We start from the raw sequence: 21322 nt of genomic DNA, 5'->3' as shown, positions 1-21322 counted from the left end.
TCGACAATGGTTCCGGCACAGCCTGTTTCGCCGCAGTGCGCAGCCGAGGATTTCCGCGCCCTCGGTGCGGTGTCGGAGATGGTCAACGCCTCCGCCGGCGCGGTGCCGCAAACATCGCAGTAACCGTCTCGGATCGTCCCGGAACAGTCCGGCTCGCTGCAGGTCACCGTCGCCTCCCCGAGATGTCCGCGATCAGCCGCTGATACTGCGCGACCACCCGCGTCGCCGCGACCAAGTCGCATGGTCGGTGCGAAAGCACCTGCAGCGCGGCTTCATTCGCGGCACGTACCGAATCGTCCGCGCTGACACCCAGCCGCGCGGCCTTCGCCTGATAGGCCCCGAGGCGCCCACGCAATTCCGCGCGCCGATCCAGCAGCCCCCTGGCCAATTCGTGGTCGTCCTCGGCGGCCTGGATCGCGGCGTCGATGTCCGAGGCCAACTCGCGCACGGCCACAAGCGCACCCGGCGTAGCCGCCAGTGCCGCCAACCGGGCCGCCAGTGCGGTGCGCGGGTCGGGCCTGGTCGGCAACGGTCCGGTGCGAATGCTGTTTTCGGCGTGCGTTCTCGCCGTTTCGGCTCGTTCGACCGCCGTACGCAGCGTGTCGAGCCGAGCGCGCAACCGGTCGATGGCTCCGGCGCGATCCGCCGCCAGTGCGGTGAGTTCGGCGAGCGCGGCCGATTCACGCCGCAGCGCCGCGCCGAGATCGGCCAGCGTCCGATCGATCTCCCCGACGCTCAACGCCAGCGGGTCGGTGGCCGAGCGACGCAGCAACTCGGCAATTCCTTCCGCGATCGCCCGCAGCCCGGCACCGTCGGATTCCGTGCTGAGCACTCGGGCGCCGATCGCGTCCAATTCGTGCTGCAACGGCGCCGATCCGGCCAGCACCCGCGAGTTCACCGCGTCCACCGCGTCGAGGAACTCCGCGACGAAGGGGAAGCTGGCGTTCATGCGCGCCACGAGATCCGCGAGCCCGACGAACGACACCAATTCGCTCGGACCGGCCAACGATCGCTCGGCCAACGGAATCGCGGTACGCGCAGCCTCGAGGGGACGGCCACGCAGGAGGCGGGTGAGCTCGGCGCGATCGTCATCGTCGACGCGAGACCGCCTGCCGCGCAGCGTATTCGCCGACTCCAGGATGGTGCGCAGGCGACCGAGGTCCTCCCACATCACGGCAAGCGCGTCCCGCACCGACAACCACCGCGCCTCGGTCTGTCCCGACGGCGGATAACGCCGGATCAGTACGAGCCCCTGGTGCTTGTCCAGTTCCAGCATCGTGCTCGTGATGAGATCGAGTTCTCGTGCGCGCTCGGCCAATTCGTTGTCGATCTGGCCGACGGTGAGCGGTTCGGTCATGACGACGCTCATCCCACATACCGTGGCGGCGGCAACCCGGCCGACGGCCCGAGTGCGCTCAGGCGCGCGTTGTAGAGGCGTTGCCACGTCCCGTCGTCGCGAATCCGCTCCAAGACGCCGTTGACGAACCGCACCAATTCGTCCTCGCCTTTACGTATCCCGACCGCGTAGGCGTCGGTGCCGATGGACTCGCCGACGATCCGCAGGTTGCGGTCCTGCTGGGCGAGGCCGAACAGGATCGGGTCGTCGCCGCTGATCGCGTCGACGTGGTTCTGTTGCAATGCGACAAGACAGTCGGTCCAGTTGGTCACTCCGAGGACCGTCGGACGCTCGACCGCGGCGAAGACCGGCCCCGCCGCGGTGGTGCCGTTGGCGACACACACCCGCTTGCCCGCCAGCTGCGCCGCGCCGGTGATACCGGAGTCCTTCGGGGCCAGGATGCTTTGCCCCGAGCGGTAGTACACCGTCGAGAAGTCGACCTGCCGACGACGCTCGCAGGTCGCCGAGAAGGTACGCACCACCAGATCGACCTTGTCGGTCGCCAGTGCCCGCACGCGTTCGGCCGCGGTGACCGAGACGAGTTCGACCTTGCCGGGGTCACCGAATATCGCCCGCGCTATTTCCCTGGCCAGGTCGATGTCGAAGCCCTCGAGCCGGCCGGTGGTCGGGTCGCGGAACCCGAACAGGTAGGTGTTCTGGTCGACGCCGACGCGCAGCCTGCCCTGGTCGACGATCCGCGCCATGGGCGTCCCTGGCGCCATCGCGCCCGGCGGCGGCATCGCCAACGGTCGCAGGGTCGCCTCGTCGTCGCAGTCGGCATCCGGCGCGATGTTCGGGACCGGAGCCAGATCCGCGGCGCCCTCCGGTCGCGGATTCACCGCGGCGAGCGAGCTCGGCTCCGGTGCCGGTGCGCCGGAACCACATCCGGCGACAAGCACGCCGAGCGCGCACAAGGAGGCGGCCAGCGTCGTGACGCGTGAGCCGATCACAGGAACTCCTTCAGCCGTGGCCACAGACCCGTCGCCGCGGCCGCCGCGCCGAGCACGAGTAACACCAGCGTCGCCGACGGGCTGAATGTCAGTGTGGTGCGGGCGGAGTCGAGGCCGTCGCGGAGCTCGTTGCGCGCGTCGGCGAGGCTGTCGTTCAACGATCGGTCCAGCAGCGCGAACCGGGTGGCCGACGATTCCGGAGTGTTTCCGATCGCCTGTTTCACCGCGGCGGGGTAATCCGCGGAGCGGTAGGCCTCCACCTGCACGACATGCCCTTTGCCCCACTCGCCCAGCTGCGCACCCGCGTCCGAGCCAGCGGGTAGCGCCGCGTCGATCTGCGCGCGCAGCTGGGCTTCGTGCTGGGTGAACAGCTGCTCTCCCTCCTCGACATCGCCTCGGGTGACCAGTTGCAATGTCTCGTCGGCCCGCGCCTGCTGCGCCGAGATCCGCGCCTTCGCCAGGGTTTCGAACCGACTGCTCGCACCGGCGGCGCCGGTATCGACCCGCGTCGACGCGATCGCCGTCGCGGCCACCGCCCACACCAGCGCCAGGGCGGCGAATGTCGCCGCGGCGGCGACACCCACGTTCAACCGACGGTTGGTCTGACGCAACAGCAGCACCGACGCCGCGGCGCAGCCGAGCAGTACCAGCAGCAGCACAAGCACGCTCGACCACGGCGGCGTGCCGATGGTGTGCTCATCGGCACGCACGGCCGCGAACCGACTGGAGGTGAGGCCTTCAGCGGTGGGCAGCAACGAATTCCGCATCAGATCCGAAGCCTCACGCAGATAGGACGAGCCGACCGGGAAGCCCTGCCGATTATTCGCCCGCGCGGCCTCGACCAGCCCGGTGTATGCGGGCAGGTCCGCGGCGATCCTGGCGACGCTATGCCTGGTCAACGCGTCGGAGGCGCCGATCGTGGTGTCCGACAACGCGGCCGCCGCGTCCGCGAGGGACTGTTGGTATTGCGCGCGCACCTCGGGCGCCTCGATGCCACCCGAGAGAAACGCTGTCGCCGCGGTCGCGTCCGCCACCGACAGCGCCACATACAGGCGCTGCGCGGCGAAGGCCAGCGGCTCGGTGTCGGTGAGCGCGGTGTCGGCGCGCTCTATCTTGCTGCTCATTTGCTGCTGGGTGGTCAGCGCGCCAGCGAGGCACACCACAACTAGACCCAACGCGATCAGGGAAATCATCCCAGGAGTGGTCGCGATGAAACGGCGCAACCACTGTGCCGCGCTGGCGACGCGAGCTCCCACACCGTCCTCCTTCAACTCCCCGGCGGTGTCTCCCACGGCGATAGTACGGGAGGCCGCTGACGTTTACCCAGCGATCGCGCACCTGACGGAAATCAGCGTGCCCGAGCGCATTCCCCGCACCGGCGCTCGCTTATACCGCCGGTGCCGCCACCCTGGCCCGCCCCGCCAGCACGCGAGCGCGGAATTCCTGTGGCGGGCACCCCTTCCACCGTCGGAACGCGCGAATGAACGAGGCCGCCTCGGCGTATCCCAGCCGGGCCGCGACCTGCTCGGTCGTCATGCCGGTATGGGTGAGCAGCTCTTCCGACATCACCTGCCTGACCTCGTCGAGCAGCGCCCGATAGGAGGTGCCTTCTTGATTGAGCCAGCGCGACAAGGTGCGTGGACTGACGAACAGACCCGCGGCGACGGTCACCTGATCGGGCAACCGGCCGGGGTCGCGCACGATGAGGTCGCGCACCGATCCCGCGATACCGCCGCGAACCCTGCGTTGGGCCAGCATGTCTCGGCACTGCTTCTCGCACGTCGACCGCGCGCGCTCACTGGTGTGCGGCAGCGCCATGTCCAATGCGGTGGTCTCGTAGCCGACCAGATTCTCCTCGGCACCGAAAGTCGGCTGCGCACCGAAGGTCTCGCGATACCAGCCCGGCTCGCGCAACGCGTGGTGACGGAAGACCACCCGCACCACCGGCACCTCTACGCCGAACGCCTCGCGGGCGATCCGCTGCACGCCGGCCAGTATGCGTTCAACCCGCACGTACTCGTCGTCGGTCTCCGGCACCGAACAGCGAAGCCGCGCTTCGCGAGCGCCTTCCTCGAAGCTGAACCGACCGTCCGGCACCACCGATTCGAGGTAGCGCACCACCACTTCGACGATCTCGCGCACGGTCCGGCTGCTGACAACCGCAAGCCCCCAGACCCCCAGCAACGACAGGTGTGGCTCCTGCTGCGCGCACACACGTTGTCGGGCACCGTGTTCCGGGTTTGGGGCCACGGTGTGCCCACTGGTGGTGCTGCGGCGGAATTCCCCGTCGGACATCTCTCGCGTCCTCGATGAAGCGAAGTACAACTCGGTTGGCGCAACTTATCAATCGGGCTCGAGGAATGGGGCGAAACGCCGAAACACCGTCCGCACGGCGATTCGCGTACTTTCGAAGCGATCAGTCCCGCACGATGATTCCGGTGGCCAGCGCGAGCGCGGGCGCCAGTTCCATCAATTGCATAGGGCTGACGATCGCGCCCCGCATCGCCTCGATCCCCTCGGCGATATCCAGGCGCGCCGCGCCGCGGAAGTCCACGTTGTTCAGTTCCGCACCGTGCAGGCTCATCCCACCGACCTCCGACTGCGGAAAGCTCGTCCGGTGCACGCGGGCACCACCGAAATCGCAATCGCGCAAGACACATTCGGTGAAGGTGACCTCGCGCAGCCGTGCGCTCCTGAAGTTCACCGAATCGAATTTGCAGCCGACGAATCGCACCCTGCGCAGGGTCGCTCCACCCAGATCCACCCCGGACATGGCGCCGTCGACAGCCTCGGTGTCCTGCCACGATGTATCGGCCAATTCGGTGCCGATCCAGCGGACACCGCGCTGCCACACGTCGACGAACCGAGTGTGGCGCATGCTGCCGCCGTTCACCACCAGCCCGGTGAACGCGGACTCGGTGAAGCGGGCGTGCGGCAGGTGGACATCGTCGAAATCTGTGTCGCCGTCGATGTGCACGCAGTCGTAGTCACCTTCGGGTGCCAACTCCTGCGCCAGGGGCACGAGATGTCGCGCATAGGGCAGATCGGCGAGTTCCCGCGTCACATCAACCTCCGATTATCGCAATGGGCCACCGGCGATCACCTTCCCCGCATCACCTGCGCACCATCACAACACGACCGCGTTCTCGCCCGCCCGCGCGGGGACATCGGCGCGGCGACGACCCGAGCTTTCGTGTAGCACTGAAGGTTATGGAGATCGGTGGCCGCGTCGAGCGGGGATACGAATCGGTTCGTCGCGCTTTCGCGGAGAATTTCGCTGATCACGGCGATACCGGTGCGGCGGTGTGCGTATATCGCGACGGGCATCCGGTCGTAGATCTGTGGGGTGGTGTCGCCGACCCCGCCACCGGGCGCCCGTGGGAGCGCGACACACTGCAATTGGTGTATTCCGCCACCAAAGGCGTCGTCGCGACGATCGCGCACCTGCTTGTGCAACGGGGTGAGCTCGATCTCGACGCACCGGTCGCGCAGTACTGGCCGGAGTTCGCCGCGCACGGCAAAGGCGACATTCCGGTGCGCTGGTTGCTCACGCACCAGGCGGGCCTGGCCGCACTCGACACCCGGGTCCCCCTGGCCGACGCGCTGGCGTGGACGCCGATGGTGGACGCACTCGCCGCGCAGCGACCGAACTGGACACCCGGCACCGCACACGGCTATCACGGGCGCACCTACGGATGGCTGGTCGGCGAGGTGATTCGACGCGTCACCGGCCGCACACCGGGACAGTTCTTGGCCGAGGAGATCGCGGGGCCGTTCGATATCGACTTCTTCATCGGCCTACCGCCGAACGAGCGTGCCCGCGTGAGCGCCATGCAATACCCGCCGAGGCCGGACCTCTCCGCGATCCCCGACGACCAGGTGCCCGAGCTCATGCGCCCGGTACTCGCCGCGCAGCGCGACCCGGAATCATTGTCCAACAGAGCTTTCGAGATCACCGACCCGATCGATATCGACTTCAACTCCGCCGAGGTACAGGCCGAGGAGATCCCCGCGAGCAACGGGATCGGCACGGCGCGGGGACTCGCTCGCCTCTATGCCGCGCTCGTCGGCGATGTCGATGGCAAACGCCTGCTCACGGCGCCGACGGTCACGGCGGCAAGCCGCGAGCAGGTCGCTGGCATCGACCAGGTGATTATGCTGCCGACCCGTTTCGCGACCGGTTACATGCTGCCCACCGAGGGGCTGACGCTCCTCGGTGATACGGCGTTCGGACACCCCGGTCGCGGCGGCTCGCTGGCGTTCGCCGATCCGGACAGCGGCATCGCCTTCGCCTATGTCACCAACCGCATCGTCGAGGGCCAACTGGATCCGCGCGCGCCACGGCTGACCGAGGCTTTGGCCACGGCCCTGCGGTCGTAATGTCGGCGCCTTCGGCTGGCGCACAACGCGACTCGTGCCGCTCTCGCTGAAGACCGCTTAAGGAATGTGACTCAGCCACCATTGAGCATGCCGCTATATAGCGGTACGTTATTCAATGTGACGCTCAGCCCGGTATTCGACGGGACGAGCACCTGGGTTTCGACGGCGCATCGTCGACCCCGGCACGCCGCTGTCACGCGGTACCGGCCCGGAAGTGCCGTGCGACAGCGGATTTCACCAACCAGTCCGGAATCACCGGCACCACCTTGGCAGAGCGACAGCGCGAGGATCGATCATGGGCGAAAAAGAGAAAGTTCAGATCAGAAACATCACCGACCGGTTGACCAGACGCCACCCGGAGCTACCCGCCGCGACGGTAGCCGCGGCAGTCCAGCGCAGCCACGCGGACTTCGCGAACGCCTCGGTCCGCGACTTCGTCCCGATCCTGGTGGAACGACGCGCACGCAGCGTACTCACCGCACCACGCTGGGAAGTGCGCGCCCGATGAACACGCACGCCGACACCGCACAGGCCAGAGTGTTCTTCGACCTACTCGTGGCGCGCGCCGACGAGATACCCGTACTCCTGAGCGCATTGGCGACCGACCAACCCCATGGCGCGAGCGAACCGGCCGCCGAATCCGCGCACCTGCGCGGTGAGCTGTACGAGATCCTGCGCTGCCTGGCCAAACTGCGGCGCAGATTCCCCGCCCTCGACGCGGCGCCGCGACCACTTCCGATGCCGGTCGGCTGACCCTCGCGACGATAAAACCACGCTGGTTCAGACCCGTGACACGGCGGAAACAGGCGTCGAGGATCAAGGACGACCTGTCCGCAGACCGAGGAAGAGCTGCCCCACATGACCCTGTCGTTCCACTGGTTCCTGCCCACCTACGGTGACTCGCGCGGTTTGATCGCGGGCGGGCACGGCAGCTTCATGTCCGGCGACCGCCCCGCCACCCTGCGCTACCTGAACCAGATCGGCGCCGCGGCCGAGACCAACGGCTTCGAAGGGGTGCTCACACCCACCGGCGCGTGGTGCGAGGACGCCTGGCTGACCACGGCGATGATGGTCGAAACCACCGAGACCTTGAAGTTCCTCGTCGCCTTCCGGCCCGGCCTCGTCAGCCCCACCCTCGCCGCGCAGATGGCCGCCACCTTCCAGCGCCATTCGCGGGGCAGACTGCTGCTGAACGTCGTCACCGGCGGTGAGGCACACGAACAACAGGCATACGGCGACTTCCTGGACAAGGCCGAACGTTACGCGCGCACCGGGGAATTCCTGCACGTCGTGCGCGAGCTCTGGCGCTCGACCGAGCCGATCACCTTCGAAGGCAAGCACATTCAGGTGCGCGACGCGTTACTCGGTAACCGGCCCGACCCGACACCGCCGGTGTTCTTCGGCGGCTCCTCCGCGCCCGCGGGCCCGGTCGCCGCCCGGTACGCCGACACCTATCTCACCTGGGGCGAGCCGCTGCCCGCGGTGCGCGAGAAGCTGGACTGGATCAGCGGTCTCGCCGAAACCCAAGGTCGCCGCCTCGATTACGGCCTGCGCATCCACGTCATCACCCGCGACACCAGCGAGGCTGCGTGGGCCGAGGCCGATCGGCTGTTGCAGGGCATCGACCCCGCCGACATCAAGCGGGTGCAGCAGAATCTGGCGCGCAGCGAGTCCGAGGGGCAACGCAGGATGTCGCGGTTGCACGACGGGCGCACCGATCAACTGGAGATCGCGCCGAACCTGTGGGCGGGTGTCGGGCTGGTCCGTGGCGGTGCGGGCACCGCGTTGGTCGGCTCGCACACCGAGGTCGCCGAGCGCTTGGTCGAGTACGCGCGCCTCGGCATCGACCATTTCATCCTGTCCGGCTACCCGCACCTGGAGGAGGCGTACTGGTTCGGCGAGGGTGTGCTGCCGATCCTGGAACGCGAAGGGCTGTGGAAGCACCCCGCGCCCAGCTCTGCCGTCGCGAGTTCGGCTCCTTTCGTGGCATCGGCGAGCAGCTGAGCCGATACGCGCGCCACGCTGCCCGGCGACGGGTCTGATCGAGTTCTTCGCGGACGCGGCATCCAGCCGTCGTCGGGGTGCCAGACGAGGACACATGGACGGCGCACTCGGGCACGAAATCGTCGCGAAACCCGAGCCTCGGCGACGGCGGCGATGCGTTGACTCGGAGCGCGCCGACATGCCCATGTGGTGATTGAGCGCCGAGAGTCCGCACGCGCCAACCCGGCGCAGCCACGTCCTGTCGCCGGGTTTTTGTGCGGAGAACCCGCACCGCGCGCCGAAAAAGCGCGTTGATTGGCACGGGATGCACGTGCGCATCGTCTGCATTCGTCGTGTTCGCGTTGTAGTCGACGGCGAGACACCTTCCCCGCGCAGCGATCTCACCAGCACATTCGTGACGGTCGAGTCCACTGCGGCACAGCGACTTCCCCTCCACTGCGGGTTTGCATCACGTGCAACCGCAGTTCCACGTGAATCCAACTCCGACAGCGTGATTCGGCCCTCGTTCCGCGCAACGCCCTGCGCCGAAAGCGCATTCATGTCTGTTGGTGGTGGCGGCCGGTCGCGGCGCCGCCCACGGGCACGCAGGCGCCGGAGTTCAGTCGCCGACACCTTTGTCGCCACCGCGGCCAACACCTGGGTCGCCGCCAGTCACTTCTCCGAGTGAACCGTCGAGGTCACCCGGCACAGCAGCGGCCCACATATCGACCACTGCGGGAAATCGAGCCCGACAGTCGCGATCTGCCCCACCACCTGATCGGTCCTACCGCGCCTGGCCAGCTGGCCGGGATCGACCAGCTCCCACCCCCAACAGCGATAACTGCGGCATGATCGGATGATGGATCGTTCCGAGTTGGCGGCGCTCTTGCGCGACGCGCGGTCACGCGTCGCGCCACGCGACGTCGGCTTACCCTCGGGAATCCGCAGGCAGGTGCCGGGATTGCGGCGTGAGGAAGTCGCCCAGCTCGCCGGGGTGAGCGTCGACTACGTGGTGCGCCTCGAGCAAGGGCGCGGGCCGCATCCTTCGGTTTCCGTGCTCGCTGGACTCGCCCGTGCCTTGCGGCTCAACGACGAGGATCGCGATCTGATGTTCCAGTTCGCGGGCTCGGCGCCACCACAGCTCGCCCAGATCGAGCTCGTGGTTCGCCCGAGCGTTCTGCGACTACTCGACCGTATGGCCGATCTGCCCGCGATCGTGTTCTCGGCGAAAGGCGATGTGCTGGCCTGGAATTCGATGGCAGCCGCGCTGCTCGGTGATTTCTCGCGCTGGCCGCACGCCGAACGCAACATCATCTGGCAGCGCTTCCTCGGAACCGAACACGGATACGTCCAGATGACCCCGGAGCAAGCACACGCGGCCTCGGAGTTCTCGGTGACGATCCTGCGCAGCGCCCGCACGCGCTACCCCGACGACGTCGGCCTGCTCCGTCTGGTCTCCGACCTCCGCTCCCGCAGCCCGCGATTCGAACAACTGTGGAATGAGCGCCCCTCGGGCACCCGCACCACCGGAACCAAACGGATCGACCACCCCGAGCTCGGCGCGCTGGTGCTCGACTGCGACACGCTGCTGGTGCCCGACACCGACCAATCGGTCGTCGTCTACTCCGCCGCACCGGGAACCAGGGACGCCTCGGCGCTGGACCTGCTGCGGATCACCGGGACACAGCAGTTCACCGAGCGCTGATCCGCGCGACCGCAGCCGCACCCCCTCCCCCACACGCCGCCCCGGCGATACAGTCGAGGGATGGCACACTCTCGAGCGCCGCGCACCCGAAAAGTCACCGTCACGCTGCCCGAGGACGTCGTCGCCACTTTGGAGGCCTGGCGCGCCGAGGGACGTATCGAGTCGGTATCGGCATTCGTCTCCGACTCCGTGCGTTCGCGCATCGGGACCGCGGAATCCCTCGCCAAAATCGAGGAGGTGTTCGGCGGCAGGCCGCCGCTGGACCTGATCAACCGCGCGCGCGCCGCCCAGGGCTTACCGCCGCTGCCCGAGGAGGGCACCGACGGACCCCGCGCCGGCGCCGCGTGAGCCCCGCGGTTCTCGGCGGCGTCGTCTTCGACGTCGCCGCGGTGGTCGGGTGGGCCAACCGGGCCAACTACGCACAGGCCGTCGTGTGGGCGACCGCCGACGCGGGCAATACCATCGTCGTGCCCGCCACCGTGTTGGCCGTAGCCCGCGCGCACATCAGAACCGATCGGCTCGACGTACTCGCCGTACTACTCGACCTGCCGCACACCGTGATTCCGGTACTGCACCGCACCTCGGCCGAGCAGCTCGGTGGCGCCCTCACCGGCGACCGCGACGCCGAGTCGCTGCTGCCGGCAAGCCACGCCGCGCACGAGGCCGTCGGGCGGGACTGGCCGTGTCTGACCGGTCGGCCCGAACAGCTACGCCGCCTCGACTCTCGCGTCATCATCGACCCGCTGCCCTGAATCGAGCCCGCACGGCACAGCAGGTCATTCGGGTGCCGCGTGGCCGCGCGCGTGTTAGACATTTCCCATGACCGCACAACGGCCGTTCCGGTTCGGCGTCAATATGGTGGTTCCCGGTTCACGCGCCGCGTGGATCGAAAAATGCCGTAGGGCAGAGGAACTCGGCTACGACGTGGTCGGTGTCGCGGACCATCTCGGGCTACCGGCGCCGTTTCCCGCCCTGATCCTCGCGGCGGAGGCGACGCAGCGGGTGCGGTTGAACACCTTCGTATTGAACGTGCCGTTCTACAACGCGACCTTGCTGGCCCGTGAGATCGCGACAGTAGACCAATTCACCGAGGGCCGTATCGAATTGGGGTTGGGTGCGGGGTACGCGAAAGACGAGTTCGACGCGGCGGGACTGCCTTTCGAGAGTGGCGGCAAACGGGTCGACCGCGTGGAGCACACTGTCCGCACCTTGCGTCGCCTGTACGCCGACCCGGAGTACCAGCCGCGCCCTGCCCAGCAGCACGGCCCGCCGTTGCTGATCGCGGGATGGGGTGATCGCATGCTGCGCCTGGCCGCCGAACACGCCGCCGTCATCGCGTTCACCGGGGCCGCGTCGCCGCGCAAGGGTGGACCGCTCCTGGCCGCCGGACTCGCGGAAACCGAGAACCGTGTGGCCTTTGCCCGTCGATGCCTCGGGGACCGCGCCGACCAGGTCGAGTTCAACCTGCTGATCCAGGCCATCGCGAAGCCACAGGAACGTGCCGAACTGCTGGCGACCTACGGTCCGCTCCTACCGCCCGACGTGGCGGACACCCCGGAGGAACTGCCGATCTTATTGCTGGGCAGCCACGAAGAGATGGCCGCGCACCTGCGCGCCCGCCGTGAACGGTACGGCTTCAGCTACGTCACCGTGCTGGAGGACAACATGGACAAGCTCGCCCCTGTGATGGCTCTGCTGCGCTGAGCGGCCCGGCGGCGCGCTCGGTTCTGGTCCGACGCCCATCGTTCGGGGCGCGGACGGCTCGATCACCGCTGTGACAGCGGCTTCGGTGCGCTCCACGCTGCACGACACGATCTCGCCTGGTCGAGGTCGTGGAAACCGAGCACGGTCGCACACCACCCACCTCACGGTTGCCCATAGTGTGCGAAGAGCGAGCAAATCCAGGAAGAGGCCTAGCCTGACCCTCGTCTGGAAATATATCGCCGCACAGTACTGGTGGACACGGTCGCTACACCGCTGACCTAGGGTGGGAAGCCAGAGATTCGCTGTCTGCTCGATCATCGACTCGAGAGGGAGATGGATGACCGTACAACTCGATCCCGTAGTTCAGGAATTCGTCGAGGCACTCAACGCCAACGACCAGGACCGGTTCAAGGCGGTACTCACCGACGACGCGACCATGTCCGACGACGGGGTGGAACGCAACCTCACCCAGTGGACAGACAAGGAGATCTTCGGCGGCAACGGCCACCTCGAGGTCGAATCCGCCGCGGCGGGCGGCACCGAACTCGTGGCCGACTACACCAACTCGCGCTGGGGTTCCATGCGCACCACCTGGCGATTCACCGTCCGGGACGGAAAAGTGAGCCGATTCGAAACCGGGCAAGCCTGACCCGAGCGCTACCCGCCATGCCCTGATGCGTTATCGGCACGGACGCCCCGCTCCCCTAGTCTGTTACCGATCGTTGCGGGAAACCCCGCTCGGCGAAGCCTTCAGGAGGAGCACATGAACACCACGCTGTCACGGACCGGCCGCACCGGCCTCGCGATCGCGGCGGTCGCTTTGACGCTCGCGGGCTGCACCGATGTCGAGCGCGCGTTGAACAAGGGCGGCGACACCCCGTGCAGCGAGTACAACAAGCAGAATCAGGACGATAAGCGCACCACGATCACGAAGTTCGTCAAGGAGCAGACCAACAACGATCACGAGCCCGCGGGCACGGCCGTCGACGCCAGCATCGTGCAGGTCGACCTGCTGTGCGGCATCCAGGGCAACGCGGACGCCCCGATCAAGAACGCCAACGTCGGCGCCATCTTCGGCGGACAGTAGGCCCTCAGACGCTCGACCGCTCGTGGTCGCGGCACCACCACCCGCGAATCGTGCGCCAGGCGGGCGCGAAACCCGCCTGGCGACCACCCAACTCAGCGACCGGGCAGCAAGCGCAGGTTGCGCGCGATCGTCATCAGGAACGGCTGCCACTTCTCCTGCGGGAAGAACGAGGGCGCGTCGAGGTTCATGAACCTGGTGACCACCACGGTCTGCGGCTCGGTGAACTTCAACAGTCCGTCGGGACCATGCCTGCGCCCGACACCGGACACCCCCATGCCGCCCATCGGCGCGCTCGTAGTGCCCCACGCGGGCGCGTAGCCCTCGTCGACGCACACGGTGCCCGCGTGGATCTGCGCGGCGATACGCTCGCCTTCGCCCTTGCTGGATGCCCAGACACTCGCATTGAGGCCGTACTCGGTGTCATTGGCCAGGCGAATGGCCTCGGCGACGGTGTCCACCGGGTAGATGGACACCAGCGGACCGAAGGTCTCCTCGCGTCCGCACTCCATCGCGTCGGTGACCTCTGACAGCACGGTCGGCTCGAAGAACAGCGGACCGAGGTCGGGGCGCGCCTTGCCACCCGCGAGCACCTTGGCGCCCTTCGAGGTGGCGTCGGCGACGTGCTTGGTGACCGTCTCGAGTTGCGCCTCGGAGATCAGGCTGCCGATCGAGGCCGAGAAGTCGTAGGTCGCACCGAGTTTCGCCGCCTTGACCTCCGCGACGAACTTCGCGGTGAACTCCTCGGCGACCGCGCGCTCCACATACAGGCGCTCGATCGAGATACACAACTGTCCCGCGTTGGAGAAACAGGCACGCACCGCGGCCTTGGCGGCCTTGGCCAGATCGGCACCCTTGGCGACGATCATCGGGTTCTTGCCACCGAGTTCGGCGGAGAAACCGATGAGCCTGCGCCCGCACTGTTCGGCGAGGGTGCGTCCGGTCCCGGAGGAGCCGGTGAACATCAGGTAGTCGCACTTATCGACGATCGCGGTGCCGACCACCGAACCGGGACCGGTTACCACCGAGAGCAAGTCGCGGGGCAGCCCGGCGCGGTAGAGCAGTTCGGCACTGGCCAGCGAGGAAAACGGGGTTTGGCTGTCGGGCTTGACCACCACCGCGTTACCCGCGACCAGCGCGGGAATCGAGTCGCCGATCGACAGCAGCATCGGGTAGTTCCACGGCGCGATCACGCCGACGATGCCCTTCGGGGTGCTACGTACGGAGGCGCGGTTGAGCACGGGGAACGCGCCGGGAACCTTGCGCGCGCCGAGCAGGCTCGACGCGTTCTTGGCGAAGTACCTTGCCGCGAAGATCAGGCCCATGACCTCTTCCTGCGCCGCCCAGCGTGCCTTGCCGGTTTCGGCCTGGATGACGTCCATCAGGAATTCACGGTGCTCGATCACGAGCGCGCGGTAGCGATCCAGCACGGCCGCGCGTTCGGCGACCGGACGCGCGGCCCAGAGTTCCTGCGCGGTGCCTGCCTTCGCGAAGGCGGCGGTGACGTCCTCGGCGGTGCCGACGGGCACCGTACCGAGCGGTGTGCCGGTGAAGGTCTCCGCGATGGTCTTTCGCTGGCGGTCGTCGGGGGCGTCGATCGCGGCCAGCGCGCTCAGACGGTCGAAGACTTCGGCTTGCGGCGCCGACATCTTGCCTCCTACTTGTGAGTAACTTCGGGGTACAGACAATCTACGCTGCTGGGCCGCAAGATACGGAACGGTGGCGAAACTCGCGCCGACCTGGTCACGTGATCGTCACTGGGCAACCGTCGAGCAATGCCACGACCGCCACCAATCGGCAATCACCTACCGGGACCTGCCGCCCAGATGACCCGATCCGTCGATTACGTTGTGCTGATGTTCAGAGCAAGGCTCGGGGTCCGTGCACGGATTCTGGCGATCGCGCTCATTCCGAGCTTGACCCTGCTCGTGGTCGGCGTGAGCGCGGCGGGTTATTTGATGTCGGAGGCCTCCACCGCCAAGCAGTGGGCGGCGACGAACCAGACGTGGATACCGCTGGCGCGTGAGGTCCTCGAATCCGTGCAGCAGGAACGCGAACTCACCCTCGCTCGGCTCTCCGGCGACACCTCGGTCACCGCCGAACTCACCGACGCGCGCGGCCGACTCGACAGCGCTCTGCCCGCCCTCGGCGACGTCGGCCCGTCGAAGCTCGGCGATCAGTCCGAGGACTTCGCGGCCGCGCTCGGCCAGATCGCCACGATCCGCTCCGGTGTCGACGCGAAGACCACGCCGGTCGCCGACGCGTACGCCTACTACAACCGGGTGCTCGATCTGATCGCCAGCGCGAGCGCGTTGGCCGAGCGCACCGCGCCCGACGCACGCAGCGCGGCGACGATCGCCGCCTCCAACCGGCTGTTTCATGTCGCGGAGGCGATGTCGCGGGCGAACGCGCTCGGCGTCGTCTTCTCCGGCACCGGCAACGCGCCCTCGGCGCTGCCCGCCGAGGAGTACCTGCGCCAGATCGGCTACTACCACACCGAAATCCGCACGCTTACCACCGAATTCGGTGACCCGGACGATGAGCACCTGCGCGCGGTCGCCGAAAGCCCCGCCTTCCAACGCCTCACCGCGATGGAGAACGCCCTCGCCCGGCGGGCCGTGCTGTCCACGAGCGGAGTGCGCACCCCGAACCCGCCGCCGTTGCCGATGAACCCGGCCGAATGGCATGCCACCGCGCAAACCGTGTCGAACGGGCTCATCGATCTGTGGGCCGATCACAGTGGTGCCTCTCAGCGCGCGGCGCAGAGTTCGGCCGCCGACTCCACCGCGCGCTCGGCCTACGGCGGGTTCGGCGTACTCGCGGTGAGCGTGCTGGCCTTCTTGATAGCGGTGGTCCTGGCCAACCGGGTGATCCGCAGGCTGAAGCGCTTGCGCGGGCAAACCCTGCGACTGGCCGACGAACGACTCCCCGAGATGATGCGCCGCCTGCACGAGGGCGAGACCATCGACCCTGCCGCCGAATCCGCCACGCTGGACTACGGACGCGACGAGATCGGTCAGGTCGCCAAGGCGTTCCAGCACGCGCATACCGCCGCCGTCGAGGCCGCGTTGGCCGAAGCGCGCACCCGTCGAGGGGTGAACGCGGTATTCCTCAATATCGCCCATCGCAGCCAGATCGTGGTGCACCGGCAGCTCGAGATCCTGGACAAAGCCGAACAGCAGCAAGAAGATCCAGCGCTGCTCGACATCTTCTTCCGCCTCGATCACCTGGCCACCCGGGAACGGCGCAATGCCGAGAACCTGACGATCCTCGGCGGCGGGCGACCCGGCCGACAGTGGCGCAGCCCGGTCCCGCTGGTCGACGTGCTGCGCAGCGCCGTCGGCGAGACCGCGGAGTACGCGCGCGTGCGGGTGGCTCGGATGCCGGAGGTACGGGTCGCGGGCACCATCGTCGCGGACCTGGTCCACCTGCTCGCCGAACTCGTCGACAACGCCACCTCGTTCTCACCGCCGCAGGCGCGGGTCGAGGTGGGCGGCAGCGTGGTCGGCACGGGCATCGTCGCCGAGATCATCGACCAGGGTGTCGGCATGTCGGCCCTGGAACTCGAGCGCGCCAACGAGATGTTGCGTAATCCGCCGGATTTCGGTGTCGCCGCGCTGTCGGCGGATTCGCGGCTCGGCTTGTTCGTCGTCGCCAGGCTCGCCACCCGCAACGGGGTGTCGGTGCGACTGTCGGAGTCGGATTTCGGCGGTGTCCGGGCGGTGGTGCGCATCCCGTCGGCGTTGGTGGCAGACGACACCGATCAGCCACCGTCCGCGCACGCGATGCCGGATCGGAAAGCGCCGGCGGCGACAAGCCCGACGCACCGATCGAGTATCGACCGCGTCGGGGCGGCAAAGCCTTTCCCACCGGCGACCGGTGCACCGAACGGCAGGACCGAGACGCCACCGACACCGCCGACGCCACCGACATCGACACCGCCGAACGGCGAATCGCGGCCGCACCGGGAGGGCACGAAACCCGCACTCCCCCGCCGCACCAGGCAGGCCAATCATCCTGCGGGACCACAGGACTCGAATTCCACCGCGGCCGATTCCGGCGCGGCCCAGCCCACCAGGGAGCGACAGGCGCGCAGTCCCGAGCAAGCGCGCGACCTGATGGCCGCGATCGAGACCGGAACCAGACAGGGTCGCCGACCGCTGCGCGAAAACGATTCCGGCGCAGCGCCGTCGGCTAACATTCGGAGCGAAGAGGAAAGCTGAGGGTGTCAAGAGTGTCAACGGTGTCGAACGTGTCCGCTTCCGCGACAGGTGATCTCAATTGGATGCTCGACGATCTCGTCGAGCGGCTCGCCGGGGTAGAACATGCGGTGGTTCTGTCCACCGATGGACTACTGCTCGGTAACTCGTCGGCGATGAAACGCGAGGACGCCGAGCATTTCTGCGCGATGTCCTCGGCGCTACACGGGCTGGCCAGGAGCGCGGGTAGCCGTTTCGACGGGGGTGGTGTGCGCCAAGCGGTGATCGAACTCGACCGCGCCGTGCTGTTCGTGACCGCCGCCGGCGACAATGCGTGCTTGGCGTTGCAGGCGGTCGAGGACGCCAATCTCGGGATGGTGGCCTACGAGATGAACCTCACCATTCAACGCATCGGCAAGTTCCTGTCCACCACCGCGCGAGCCGATCTGGTCGGACGAGCCGAGCCGACCGAGTCGTGATCGGCACGCGCGAGTCATGGTTCGACGACGCGGCCGGTCCCCTGGTGCGCCCCTACGCGCTCACCCGGGGCCGAACCGCCGGTGCCGGTCCGACTTTGGACATGCTCACGTCGATCCTGACGGACCGTTCCGCGCCCGCTCCGCGACGCGCCGCACCCGAGTACTCCGAAATACTTCAGCGGTGCCAGGTTTCGCAAACCGTGGCGGAGGTATCCGCAGGGTTGCGCTTACCGCTCGCGGTGACCAAGATCCTCGTCGGCGACCTCATCGGCGACGGGCAACTGATTTTCCGTGCTCCCGTTCCGACGGAAGCAGGCCCCGATGACCTCAACATACTGCGATCGGTAATGGATGGAATCCGCAAACTTTGACCCGAGCGGCATGCCGCAACTGGCCACTTCGGTCAAGATCCTCGTCGCCGGTGGGTTCGGTGTCGGTAAAACCACGCTCGTTTCGGCGATCAGTGAGGTGCCGACCCTGCGCACCGAGGAGATGATCACCGAGATCAGCACCGGTATCGACGATCTGTCCGGTGTCGAACAGAAGACGACCACCACGGTCGCGCTCGACTTCGGGCGCGTCAGCATCGACGATGAGCTGGTGCTGTACCTGTTCGGCACCCCGGGACAGGACCGATTCTGGTTCCTGTGGGAGGAGCTCTCGGTCGGCGCGCTCGGCGCCGTCGTGCTCACCGATACGCGTCGGCTCGGCAATTCCTTCGCCGCCATCGATTTCTTCGAGCGCAGGGGGTTGCCATTCCTGGTGGGCGTGAACTGCTTCGATGGCGCGCCCGACTACACCGAGGACGAGGTGCGTGACGCGCTCGATCTGGAGTCGCACACTCCGGTGATGCTCTGCGACGCCAGGGACAGGGCCTCGTGTAAGGCGGTGCTACTGGCACTGGTCGAGCATCTGATCACTCGCGCGCAACGGCAACGGGTCACCACCTGAACCGGCCTCCTCGAACCGCCACGGCCGTTCCGGTGAGCGGCCTGGTGCTTCCGGGACCTGCGGTGCGGTGCACCCGCTCTGCTCGAGCCACGTGTCTGCGCACAGTCAGTGCAGCAGGCCCGCCGCCGCCAGATCATCGAACAGCAACTGGTCGACGGGAGGGACCCGCACGCGATCGTGGTAGCCGAACCACGCGATCTCCGCGATCTCGCTACTCGGGGTGAGGGTTCCGCGATAGTCGGCGGTATAGCAACTCATCCGCACGCAGACCGCACCCGGCTCGTGCACCGCCTCGTAGGTGCCGACCGGGGCGACGGACTCCGGCAGCACCGCGACGGTGAGTTCCTCCTCGATTTCCCGAGTCAAGGTCTCGAGGTCGGTCTCCGCGCCCTCCCGCTTTCCGCCGGGAACGTAGAACACGTCCTTGCCGGTGGGTCGCGCGCACAGCACCCGACCTCGCTCGATCAACACCCACGCTACCGTGTCGATGAGCGCGGTCACCGCGGGCCGTTCCGTCATACCGGCAGCCTAACCCGACCGGCGGATTCACCAGGATCAACCGGGGACTCGCCTGCGAAACCGCTGTGCGATACCAGTTTTCAGCGCAACGACTACTTGGAATCGACGCGGCCGAGTACCACCTGCGGACGGCTGTGCGACAGATAGTCCACACTCCACGACGCCGCCGCGCCCACCCGCTGCCACACCCCGGACAGCAGCGCGGCATGCACACCGAGCCAGGCGAAGAAGGCCAACGGGCCGTGCAGTTCCCTGCGTCCCGGCCCGACCTCGGCAACGGCGGCACCGCGACCGATCATCGCCATGATCCCCTTGTCGATGTACCGGAACGGTCGCCGGTATCCCCCGGTGAGGTCGGCGTGAATATTGCGGGCCGCCCATTTTCCCGATTGTTGCGCCACCGAACCCAATTGGGGCAGCGCGCGCCCCTTGCTGTCGGTGATATTGGCCGCGTCGCCCAGCACGTACACACCATCGAATTCCGGCGCGGTGAGGTCGGGATTCACGTCGATGCGTCCCCCTTTGCCCTGCGGCAAGCCTGACTCGCCGAGCAGCCTGGATGCCTTCAATCCGCCTGCCCACACCACCAAACTGCCGGGGATCTTCGACCCATCTTTGAGAGTCACACCGTCCGGACGCACCTCGGTGACACCGACCCCGAGGTGCAGCCGCACGCCCATCTTGCTCAGTTGCTCGCGCGAGTATTGTTGTGACCGCTCCGAAAACGGCGCGAGAACAGTCGGAATCATGTCCACCAGATGCACCTCGGTGGCCTGCGCGAACTCCTCGGAGAACAGACGCGGCACCGCCGAACGCAAATTGTGCGCGACCGCGCCGGCGAGTTCGACACCGGTGGCGCCGCCGCCGACCACGATCAAGCCGAGGTTGTGGTCGCGACCGGTGACGGAATCGGCGCGGTCGAGATCCGCGATCATGCGCGCGCCGAGCCCGACCGCGTCGTCGAGGGAGTACATCGGATAGGAATGTTCGGCGGCACCGGTGATGCCGAAGAAGTTCGCCTCGGCACCCACCGCGACGACCAGGATCTTCGCCGAGCACACCGTACCGTCGGCCAGGGTGACGGTCTTGGCCTTCGGATCGAGCGCGGTGACCTCGGAAACCGCCACGCGCACACTGCGGTGGCGGCGGAAGATGGCCCGCAGCGGGCGCGCGACCTCCGACACCCCGATCTGCGCCGTCGCGACCTGGTACAGCAGCGGCTGGAACTGGTGGTAGTTGTTCTTGTCGACCAGCAGCACTTCGACGCCCGCGCGGGCGAGGTGCTGTGCGGTGGCAACGCCGGCGAAGCCTCCACCGACGACAATCACGTCCTTCGAAATCGTCGCAGCCATGCTCGCCACGCTAGCCCGAATGCCACGATCCGTTCGGCTAACACGTCGACACGGGTTCGCGCGGGACTGCTGTCGCGCGACCGAAAGCTAGCGCACGTTCGGTGCTCGCTCGGTGGACAGTCGGCGCAGCGCCGCGCGCAGGCCCGCGGATTCCTCTGCACTGATCCGGTCGACGAAATAGCTGAACACGAGGTCGGATCGACCACCGGAACCCAGTGCCGCAAGCATCCGCCGCGCACTGTGTTCTTCGCGGGTGAGCGTCGGCCAATAGCGGTACGCCTTCCCCGCACGTTCGCGCGCAAGCCACCCCTTGCGGTGCAGGTTGTCCATCGTGGACATGACCGTCGTGTAGGCGATGTCGCGCTCGGTACAGAGCTGCTCGAAGACGTCCCGTACGGTCGTGTACTCGGTGTCGCGATCCCATACGCGATCCATGATCACCGCTTCCAGGTCCCCGAAATCACGCATCACGTCGGCTCCCTCATACTCAGCTCCGGCAGGCTGGTCGATCGACCATACCGCCTTCTACGGAGAGCGGCCGTAGGTTCGCCGGGTCTCGAGCCGCCCTGGCTCGTCCCACCGGAGCGCGTGCCAACCGTGTCGGTGGTCCATGCGAACAT

The 21322-nt window shown here is 67.5% G+C and carries 23 protein-coding genes; 14 read left to right on the top strand and 9 right to left on the bottom strand.

What is annotated here, in order from left to right:
- Positions 1–163: 163 nt before the first annotated feature.
- The 5 genes from ABEA50_RS10150 to ABEA50_RS10130 all read right to left on the bottom strand — a co-directional run bounded on the left by ABEA50_RS10150 (position 164) and on the right by ABEA50_RS10130 (position 5410).
- Entirely contained in the window at positions 164–1369 is a 1206-nt protein-coding gene (locus tag ABEA50_RS10150) for a hypothetical protein (RefSeq protein WP_345495000.1), read from the bottom strand.
- Complete coding sequence (locus tag ABEA50_RS10145) at positions 1366–2346, bottom strand: glutamate ABC transporter substrate-binding protein (RefSeq protein WP_345494999.1); 981 nt, start codon at positions 2344–2346, stop codon at positions 1366–1368. The genes ABEA50_RS10150 and ABEA50_RS10145 overlap by 4 nt, the downstream gene beginning before the upstream one ends.
- A complete protein-coding gene (locus tag ABEA50_RS10140) occupies positions 2343–3602 on the bottom strand; it encodes a hypothetical protein (RefSeq protein WP_345494998.1) in 1260 nt (419 codons plus the stop codon). The genes ABEA50_RS10145 and ABEA50_RS10140 overlap by 4 nt, the downstream gene beginning before the upstream one ends.
- 130 nt (positions 3603–3732) lie before the next feature.
- Positions 3733–4641, bottom strand: coding sequence for a helix-turn-helix domain-containing protein (locus ABEA50_RS10135; RefSeq protein WP_345494997.1), 909 nt, complete (start codon positions 4639–4641; stop codon positions 3733–3735).
- Positions 4642–4762: 121 nt separating this feature from the next.
- Complete coding sequence (locus ABEA50_RS10130; RefSeq protein WP_345494996.1) at positions 4763–5410, bottom strand: pentapeptide repeat-containing protein; 648 nt, start codon at positions 5408–5410, stop codon at positions 4763–4765.
- A 146-nt stretch (positions 5411–5556) separates the two neighbouring features.
- On the opposite strand from ABEA50_RS10130, the gene ABEA50_RS10125 reads away from it, so the two are divergent.
- From ABEA50_RS10125 to ABEA50_RS10080, 10 genes are all read left to right on the top strand, one after another.
- Entirely contained in the window at positions 5557–6726 is a 1170-nt protein-coding gene (locus tag ABEA50_RS10125) for a serine hydrolase domain-containing protein (RefSeq protein ID WP_345494995.1), read from the top strand.
- A gap of 295 nt (positions 6727–7021) precedes the next feature.
- The gene (locus ABEA50_RS10120; RefSeq protein ID WP_345494994.1) at positions 7022–7234 is read left to right on the top strand and encodes a three-helix bundle dimerization domain-containing protein; all 213 of its coding nucleotides are present in this window, start codon (positions 7022–7024) and stop codon (positions 7232–7234) included.
- The gene (locus ABEA50_RS10115) at positions 7231–7479 is read left to right on the top strand and encodes a hypothetical protein (RefSeq protein WP_345494993.1); all 249 of its coding nucleotides are present in this window, start codon (positions 7231–7233) and stop codon (positions 7477–7479) included. Before ABEA50_RS10120 ends, ABEA50_RS10115 begins: the two co-directional genes overlap by 4 nt.
- Before the next feature lie 105 nt (positions 7480–7584).
- The gene (locus ABEA50_RS10110; RefSeq protein WP_345494992.1) at positions 7585–8730 is read left to right on the top strand and encodes an LLM class flavin-dependent oxidoreductase; all 1146 of its coding nucleotides are present in this window, start codon (positions 7585–7587) and stop codon (positions 8728–8730) included.
- Positions 8731–9568: 838 nt separating this feature from the next.
- Positions 9569–10414, top strand: a complete 846-nt coding sequence (locus ABEA50_RS10105) for a helix-turn-helix transcriptional regulator (RefSeq protein ID WP_345494990.1) — start codon at positions 9569–9571, stop codon at positions 10412–10414.
- Between the two features lie 60 nt (positions 10415–10474).
- Positions 10475–10762, top strand: coding sequence for a ribbon-helix-helix domain-containing protein (locus ABEA50_RS10100; protein ID WP_345494989.1), 288 nt, complete (start codon positions 10475–10477; stop codon positions 10760–10762).
- Positions 10759–11166, top strand: coding sequence for a hypothetical protein (locus tag ABEA50_RS10095; RefSeq protein ID WP_345494988.1), 408 nt, complete (start codon positions 10759–10761; stop codon positions 11164–11166). The genes ABEA50_RS10100 and ABEA50_RS10095 overlap by 4 nt, the downstream gene beginning before the upstream one ends.
- Before the next feature lie 67 nt (positions 11167–11233).
- Positions 11234–12118 carry an LLM class F420-dependent oxidoreductase gene (locus tag ABEA50_RS10090; protein ID WP_345494987.1) on the top strand — a complete coding sequence of 295 codons (885 nt, stop codon included), beginning with the start codon at positions 11234–11236 and terminating at the stop codon, positions 12116–12118.
- Positions 12119–12455: 337 nt separating this feature from the next.
- Positions 12456–12767: a nuclear transport factor 2 family protein gene (locus tag ABEA50_RS10085; RefSeq protein ID WP_345494985.1), complete on the top strand. Its 312-nt coding sequence runs from the start codon at positions 12456–12458 to the stop codon at positions 12765–12767.
- A gap of 114 nt (positions 12768–12881) precedes the next feature.
- On the top strand, positions 12882–13205 hold the full coding sequence (locus ABEA50_RS10080) for a hypothetical protein (protein WP_345494984.1): 324 nt from the start codon (positions 12882–12884) through the stop codon (positions 13203–13205).
- 92 nt (positions 13206–13297) lie between these two features.
- On the opposite strand, the gene ABEA50_RS10075 is transcribed toward ABEA50_RS10080, so the two are convergent.
- Positions 13298–14851: a succinic semialdehyde dehydrogenase gene (locus tag ABEA50_RS10075; protein WP_345494983.1), complete on the bottom strand. Its 1554-nt coding sequence runs from the start codon at positions 14849–14851 to the stop codon at positions 13298–13300.
- Positions 14852–15058: 207 nt separating this feature from the next.
- Here ABEA50_RS10075 and ABEA50_RS10070 point away from each other — a divergent pair, with 207 nt between their 5' ends.
- Genes ABEA50_RS10070 through ABEA50_RS10055 form a run of 4 tightly spaced genes read left to right on the top strand, consistent with a single transcriptional unit; the run spans position 15059 to position 18831 of the window.
- Positions 15059–17425, top strand: a complete 2367-nt coding sequence (locus ABEA50_RS10070; protein ID WP_345494982.1) for an ATP-binding protein — start codon at positions 15059–15061, stop codon at positions 17423–17425.
- Positions 17426–17454: 29 nt separating this feature from the next.
- The gene (locus ABEA50_RS10065; protein WP_345494981.1) at positions 17455–17880 is read left to right on the top strand and encodes a roadblock/LC7 domain-containing protein; all 426 of its coding nucleotides are present in this window, start codon (positions 17455–17457) and stop codon (positions 17878–17880) included.
- Positions 17877–18251: a DUF742 domain-containing protein gene (locus ABEA50_RS10060; protein WP_345494980.1), complete on the top strand. Its 375-nt coding sequence runs from the start codon at positions 17877–17879 to the stop codon at positions 18249–18251. Before ABEA50_RS10065 ends, ABEA50_RS10060 begins: the two co-directional genes overlap by 4 nt.
- 10 nt (positions 18252–18261) lie before the next feature.
- Entirely contained in the window at positions 18262–18831 is a 570-nt protein-coding gene (locus ABEA50_RS10055) for a GTP-binding protein (protein ID WP_345494979.1), read from the top strand.
- Positions 18832–18936: 105 nt separating this feature from the next.
- On the opposite strand, the gene ABEA50_RS10050 is transcribed toward ABEA50_RS10055, so the two are convergent.
- The 3 genes from ABEA50_RS10050 to ABEA50_RS10040 all read right to left on the bottom strand — a co-directional run bounded on the left by ABEA50_RS10050 (position 18937) and on the right by ABEA50_RS10040 (position 21170).
- The gene (locus ABEA50_RS10050) at positions 18937–19350 is read right to left on the bottom strand and encodes an NUDIX hydrolase (protein WP_345494978.1); all 414 of its coding nucleotides are present in this window, start codon (positions 19348–19350) and stop codon (positions 18937–18939) included.
- A 92-nt stretch (positions 19351–19442) separates the two neighbouring features.
- Entirely contained in the window at positions 19443–20702 is a 1260-nt protein-coding gene (locus ABEA50_RS10045; protein WP_345494977.1) for an NAD(P)/FAD-dependent oxidoreductase, read from the bottom strand.
- 87 nt (positions 20703–20789) lie between these two features.
- Positions 20790–21170, bottom strand: a complete 381-nt coding sequence (locus tag ABEA50_RS10040) for a BlaI/MecI/CopY family transcriptional regulator (protein ID WP_345494976.1) — start codon at positions 21168–21170, stop codon at positions 20790–20792.
- Positions 21171–21322: the final 152 nt, after the last annotated feature.

The organism is Nocardia callitridis, from assembly GCF_039543305.1.
Lineage (GTDB): Bacteria > Actinomycetota > Actinomycetes > Mycobacteriales > Mycobacteriaceae > Nocardia > Nocardia callitridis.
This window is presented reverse-complemented; position numbering and strand designations above follow the sequence as displayed.

What these genes read in the sequence shown, in the direction of transcription:
- ABEA50_RS10150 (WP_345495000.1), bottom strand. Translation starts at nt 1,369, where the DNA reads ATGAGCGTCGTCATGACCGAACCGCTCACCGTCGGCCAGATCGACAAC.
- ABEA50_RS10135 (WP_345494997.1), bottom strand. Translation starts at nt 4,641, where the DNA reads ATGTCCGACGGGGAATTCCGCCGCAGCACCACCAGTGGGCACACCGTG.
- ABEA50_RS10125 (WP_345494995.1), top strand. Translation starts at nt 5,557, where the DNA reads ATGGAGATCGGTGGCCGCGTCGAGCGGGGATACGAATCGGTTCGTCGC.
- ABEA50_RS10120 (WP_345494994.1), top strand. Translation starts at nt 7,022, where the DNA reads ATGGGCGAAAAAGAGAAAGTTCAGATCAGAAACATCACCGACCGGTTG.
- ABEA50_RS10115 (WP_345494993.1), top strand. Translation starts at nt 7,231, where the DNA reads ATGAACACGCACGCCGACACCGCACAGGCCAGAGTGTTCTTCGACCTA.
- ABEA50_RS10110 (WP_345494992.1), top strand. Translation starts at nt 7,585, where the DNA reads ATGACCCTGTCGTTCCACTGGTTCCTGCCCACCTACGGTGACTCGCGC.
- ABEA50_RS10105 (WP_345494990.1), top strand. Translation starts at nt 9,569, where the DNA reads ATGGATCGTTCCGAGTTGGCGGCGCTCTTGCGCGACGCGCGGTCACGC.
- ABEA50_RS10100 (WP_345494989.1), top strand. Translation starts at nt 10,475, where the DNA reads ATGGCACACTCTCGAGCGCCGCGCACCCGAAAAGTCACCGTCACGCTG.
- ABEA50_RS10090 (WP_345494987.1), top strand. Translation starts at nt 11,234, where the DNA reads ATGACCGCACAACGGCCGTTCCGGTTCGGCGTCAATATGGTGGTTCCC.
- ABEA50_RS10085 (WP_345494985.1), top strand. Translation starts at nt 12,456, where the DNA reads ATGACCGTACAACTCGATCCCGTAGTTCAGGAATTCGTCGAGGCACTC.
- ABEA50_RS10080 (WP_345494984.1), top strand. Translation starts at nt 12,882, where the DNA reads ATGAACACCACGCTGTCACGGACCGGCCGCACCGGCCTCGCGATCGCG.
- ABEA50_RS10075 (WP_345494983.1), bottom strand. Translation starts at nt 14,851, where the DNA reads ATGTCGGCGCCGCAAGCCGAAGTCTTCGACCGTCTGAGCGCGCTGGCC.
- ABEA50_RS10070 (WP_345494982.1), top strand. Translation starts at nt 15,059, where the DNA reads ATGTTCAGAGCAAGGCTCGGGGTCCGTGCACGGATTCTGGCGATCGCG.
- ABEA50_RS10055 (WP_345494979.1), top strand. Translation starts at nt 18,262, where the DNA reads ATGCCGCAACTGGCCACTTCGGTCAAGATCCTCGTCGCCGGTGGGTTC.
- ABEA50_RS10050 (WP_345494978.1), bottom strand. Translation starts at nt 19,350, where the DNA reads ATGACGGAACGGCCCGCGGTGACCGCGCTCATCGACACGGTAGCGTGG.
- ABEA50_RS10045 (WP_345494977.1), bottom strand. Translation starts at nt 20,702, where the DNA reads ATGGCTGCGACGATTTCGAAGGACGTGATTGTCGTCGGTGGAGGCTTC.
- ABEA50_RS10040 (WP_345494976.1), bottom strand. Translation starts at nt 21,170, where the DNA reads ATGCGTGATTTCGGGGACCTGGAAGCGGTGATCATGGATCGCGTATGG.